Source organism: uncultured Clostridium sp., from assembly GCF_963527835.1.
In the GTDB taxonomy this organism is placed as follows: Bacteria; Bacillota; Clostridia; order Clostridiales; family Clostridiaceae; genus Clostridium.
In genome coordinates this window covers 1-4,263 of record NZ_CAURTC010000075.1, presented here as the reverse complement: position 1 = coordinate 4,263, position 4,263 = coordinate 1, and the positions used below count along the sequence as shown (strand labels likewise).

The following is a 4,263-nucleotide window of genomic DNA, read 5'->3' as shown; positions in this document are numbered from 1 at the left end:
CCATTACGGACTTTCACCGATTAGTACGTGCCCATGCTGGGCACACAATAAAAAATAAGTAGAAATTCAAAGATTCTACTTATTTTTTTATTTAAAATTTTGTTCTTTATTTATTATTTTGCTTTCTTTTTTCAAACTCTACTTTCTTAAATACATTTATAAATTCTTTATTATCTGAAGTTTTAGATAACATACCTATAAGATTTTCTGTTACATCTTCTATATTTCCGTCTCTATACATAACTTTTCTTATTGTATACGCCACATCTTTTTCTTCTTTAGAGAATATTAAATCTTCTTTTCTAGTTCCTGATTTATAAATATCAATCGCCGGGAATATTCTTCTTTCTTGTAATTTTCTATCAAGATGAACTTCCATATTTCCTGTTCCCTTAAATTCCTCAAATATCATATCATCCATTCTAGATCCAGTATCTACAAGTGCTGTTGCCAAAATAGTTAAACTTCCACCCTCTTCAATATTTCTTGCAGCTCCAAAAAACTTTTTAGGCATTATCAATGCTCCTGGATCTAGTCCTCCTGATAAAGTTCTGCCTGTTGGTGTTATTGTTAGGTTGTACGCTCTTGATAATCTAGTTATACTATCCATAAGAATCACAACATCTTTACCTTGTTCAACCATTCTTTTGGCTCTTTCTAATACTATTCTTGATACCTTAGCATGATTTTGGGGTTCTTCATCGAATGTTGAATATATTACTTCTCCCTTTATAGATCTCTTCATATCTGTAACTTCTTCAGGTCTTTCATCGATAAGAAGAACTATTAGCTTTATATCAGGATAATTTGTAGATATGTTTTGTGCTACTTTTTTTAATAAAGTTGTTTTTCCTGCTTTAGGTGGAGCTACTATGATTCCTCTTTGTCCTTTACCTATAGGACAAATTATATCCATAAGTCTTGATGATAAATCCTTTTCATCAGAAGTTTCAAGTCTTAATCTTTCTTTGGGATAAATTGGTGTTAATGTTTCAAAATACTTTCTTCCGATTGCCTTTTCAGGATGTTCACCATTTACCTTTTCAACAAATAAAAGAGCTTTAAATTTTTCGCCTTCTTTTGCTTCTCTTACTTTACCTTGTACTTCATCACCTGTTCTTAAATTAAATCTCCTAATTTGAGAAGGTGAAACATAAATATCTTCGCTACTAGTTAAATAATTTTTACATCTTAAAAAACCAAAATTATTATTTTCTAGTATCTCTAAAATCCCTTTAGCACTGTTAGATTCACTTATCATGTTATTTAATTTTTCTTGTTTTAATGCTGGATTTTCCTCATTGCTTTTAACACCAGTCTTATTATCTGAATTATTATTATTATTAAAATTACTATTATTGTTATTATTACTACTATTATTATTAAAACTACTGCTATTGTTAAAATTATTGTTATTTGCATTATTATTATTAAAAGCAGTCTTATTATTAGTAGTAGCATTATTACTAATAGAGTTATTATCATCTCTTACTTTTGAAGATATTTTTTCTCTTAATATAACACCTTCTTTTTCTACTGTATTAGGTGATTTTTTTAATATCTCATCTATTAATTCATTCTTTTTATATTTTGATATATTCTTTATTTCTAATTTTTTTGCAACATCCTTTAATTCAACTAAAGTCATGCCTTCATATACTTGCTTTGTCAAGCTAGCACCTCCAATTTTAAATTGACAAATAAATTATTGTGATAAAAATCATAATAATTTTATTTATTAGCTCTTTAAACTAATTTAAATTTTTTATTAACAAAAATTCATACTTAAAATTTCATTATTTATATTTCAATTAACATTAGTTTAGGGAATTTTTTTTAAGATTCTAAATCAAGATATGTATAAAATAACATTTTTAAATTCTCTTATAACTTATTATATCCAAATAAATACTGCATTAAACATATTTATATTGTATTTATATATTTAAAGTATTAACTAATATTATAATTACTTTTAAGATATTAGTAAATATATAATTATCTTAAGATAAAAAAAGAGTCTTCTTTTTCAATAAAGAAAACTCTTCTTTTATCTTATTTTCGTTTTATGGTTGCCCCAATAAATCCTGTAAATAAAGGATGTGGTTTATTAGGTCTAGATTTTAATTCTGGATGAAATTGTGCAGCTACATACCATGGGTGATTTGTAACTTCAACAATTTCAACTAATCTTCCATCTGGACTAGTTCCTGCTATCTTCATTCCTGCTTCAGCTATTTGTTGTCTAAATTTATTATTAAATTCATATCTATGTCTATGTCTTTCACTTATAAGTTCAGAATTATAAACTTCATATGAATTACTTTCTACATCTATGTTACAAGGATATTGACCTAATCTCATAGTTCCACCAAGATTTTCAATATCTTTTTGATTATTCATAATATCTATTACAGGATATTTAGTGCTTGGATTTATTTCCGAACTGTTTGCTCCATCATATCCTAACACATTTCTAGCATATTCTATAACAGCACATTGCATTCCTAAACATATTCCAAGGAAAGGTATGTTATTTTCTCTAGCATATTTTATAGCTGATATTTTACCTTCTATTCCTCTATCGCCAAATCCACCTGGGACTAATATTCCATCAACGCCTGCTAATACTTCACTTGCATCTTTTTGTTCCAATTCTTCAGCATTAATCCATCTAATCTCTACTTTTGTATTATTAGCATATCCTCCATGATTTAAAGCTTCAACTACTGATATGTACGCATCATGTAATTCTACATATTTACCAACTAATGCAATTTCAACTTTTTCTTTAAGACTCTTAATTTTTTCAACCATTAGAGTCCATTCATAATTATCTATGTCTCTACATCCTAAATGAAGTTTTTCGCAAACTAAATTATCTAATCCTTCTTCATGTAACATTAAAGGTACTTCATAAAGATTATCAGCATCCAAGTTTTGAATTACTGAATTTCCATCTATATTACAAAATAATCCTATTTTAGCTTTTATATCATCACTAAGATTTTTTTCAGTTCTACAAACTATAATATCAGGTTGTATACCTATAGTCCTTAATTCTTTTACTGAGTGTTGAGTAGGTTTTGTTTTTAATTCTCCAGCTTTCCCTAAGTACGGTACTAATGTAACATGAATATAGCAAACATTCTCTGCTCCTACTTCACTTTTTATTTGTCTAATAGATTCTAAAAATGGTTGAGATTCAATATCTCCAACTGTTCCACCTATTTCTGTAATTACTACATCTATGTCTCTTTCTTTAGCTACTTGATATACCTTATCTTTTATAGCATTTGTTATATGAGGAATAACTTGAACCGTTCCACCTAAGTATTCTCCCCTTCTTTCTTTTTCTATAACAGAACTATAGATTTTACCAGTTGTAACATTTGAATTTTGAGTTAAACTCTCATCAACGAATCTTTCATAATGACCTAAATCTAAGTCTGTTTCTGCGCCATCATCTGTTACAAAAACTTCTCCATGTTGGTAAGGACTCATTGTTCCTGGGTCTACATTTAAATATGGATCAAATTTTTGAATTGATATATTTAAACCTCTATTTTTTAATAATCTACCTAATGATGCAGCTGTTATTCCTTTACCTAATGCTGATACAACTCCACCTGTAACAAAAACGTATTTAGTGCTCATCTTTATCCTCCCTATGAGAAATTTATTATTTTTTATTTTTCTATTGATTATACAATGAATTAATGATATAATTGAAATTACCCCACTAATTACATAATGGGGTTATTTGTGCTGTAATAATTATTCTATAACAACATAGATATTATAATAACACACAATTAAATTCATGACTAGACTTTTTTTATTTATTTTATATTTTTTCTATTCTATCTATATTATCTTGAATTTCAAAATATTTTTTTCTGAAATCTCTATTAATCAACAGCTTCTCTTGAGCACATTTCAAATTATTATTAACACTTTGGGAGGATTTTACTCTTAATATCTCTTTAGCGTTTTCTTGTTCTAAGCAACTATAATTTTTCAAAAGTAATAATAATAAGTATTTGTTTTCTCTTTCTTTTAATAATTCTATTAAACCTTGTTCTCCTATACCGTAGTATTCACAAAGTCCATTAAGTATATTTATATATTTCATTTTACTTATCACAAATATCACCTCCTTATCTAAATTGTTTCCACAAATTTCATATTAATTCACTGTATATATTTTAAATCGAGTAGGAGCTAAATAATTATTTTATTTAGCGTCCTCTCACACCACCG

At 27.2% G+C, this 4,263-nt stretch carries 3 protein-coding genes; all 3 read right to left on the bottom strand.

All coding sequences use genetic code 11. From position 1 onward, the window contains the following. Nucleotides 1-106 precede the first annotated feature (106 nt). Nucleotides 107-1,672 (bottom strand): transcription termination factor Rho, encoded by a 1,566-nt coding sequence (rho, locus tag RYM86_RS18385; RefSeq protein WP_315082289.1) that lies wholly within the window; start codon nucleotides 1,670-1,672, stop codon nucleotides 107-109. A 383-nt stretch (nucleotides 1,673-2,055) separates the two neighbouring features. Further along, complete coding sequence (locus RYM86_RS18380; protein ID WP_315082287.1) at nucleotides 2,056-3,657, bottom strand: CTP synthase; 1,602 nt, start codon at nucleotides 3,655-3,657, stop codon at nucleotides 2,056-2,058. A 190-nt stretch (nucleotides 3,658-3,847) separates the two neighbouring features. Further along, entirely contained in the window at nucleotides 3,848-4,147 is a 300-nt protein-coding gene (locus tag RYM86_RS18375) for a hypothetical protein (protein ID WP_315082285.1), read from the bottom strand. Nucleotides 4,148-4,263: the final 116 nt, after the last annotated feature.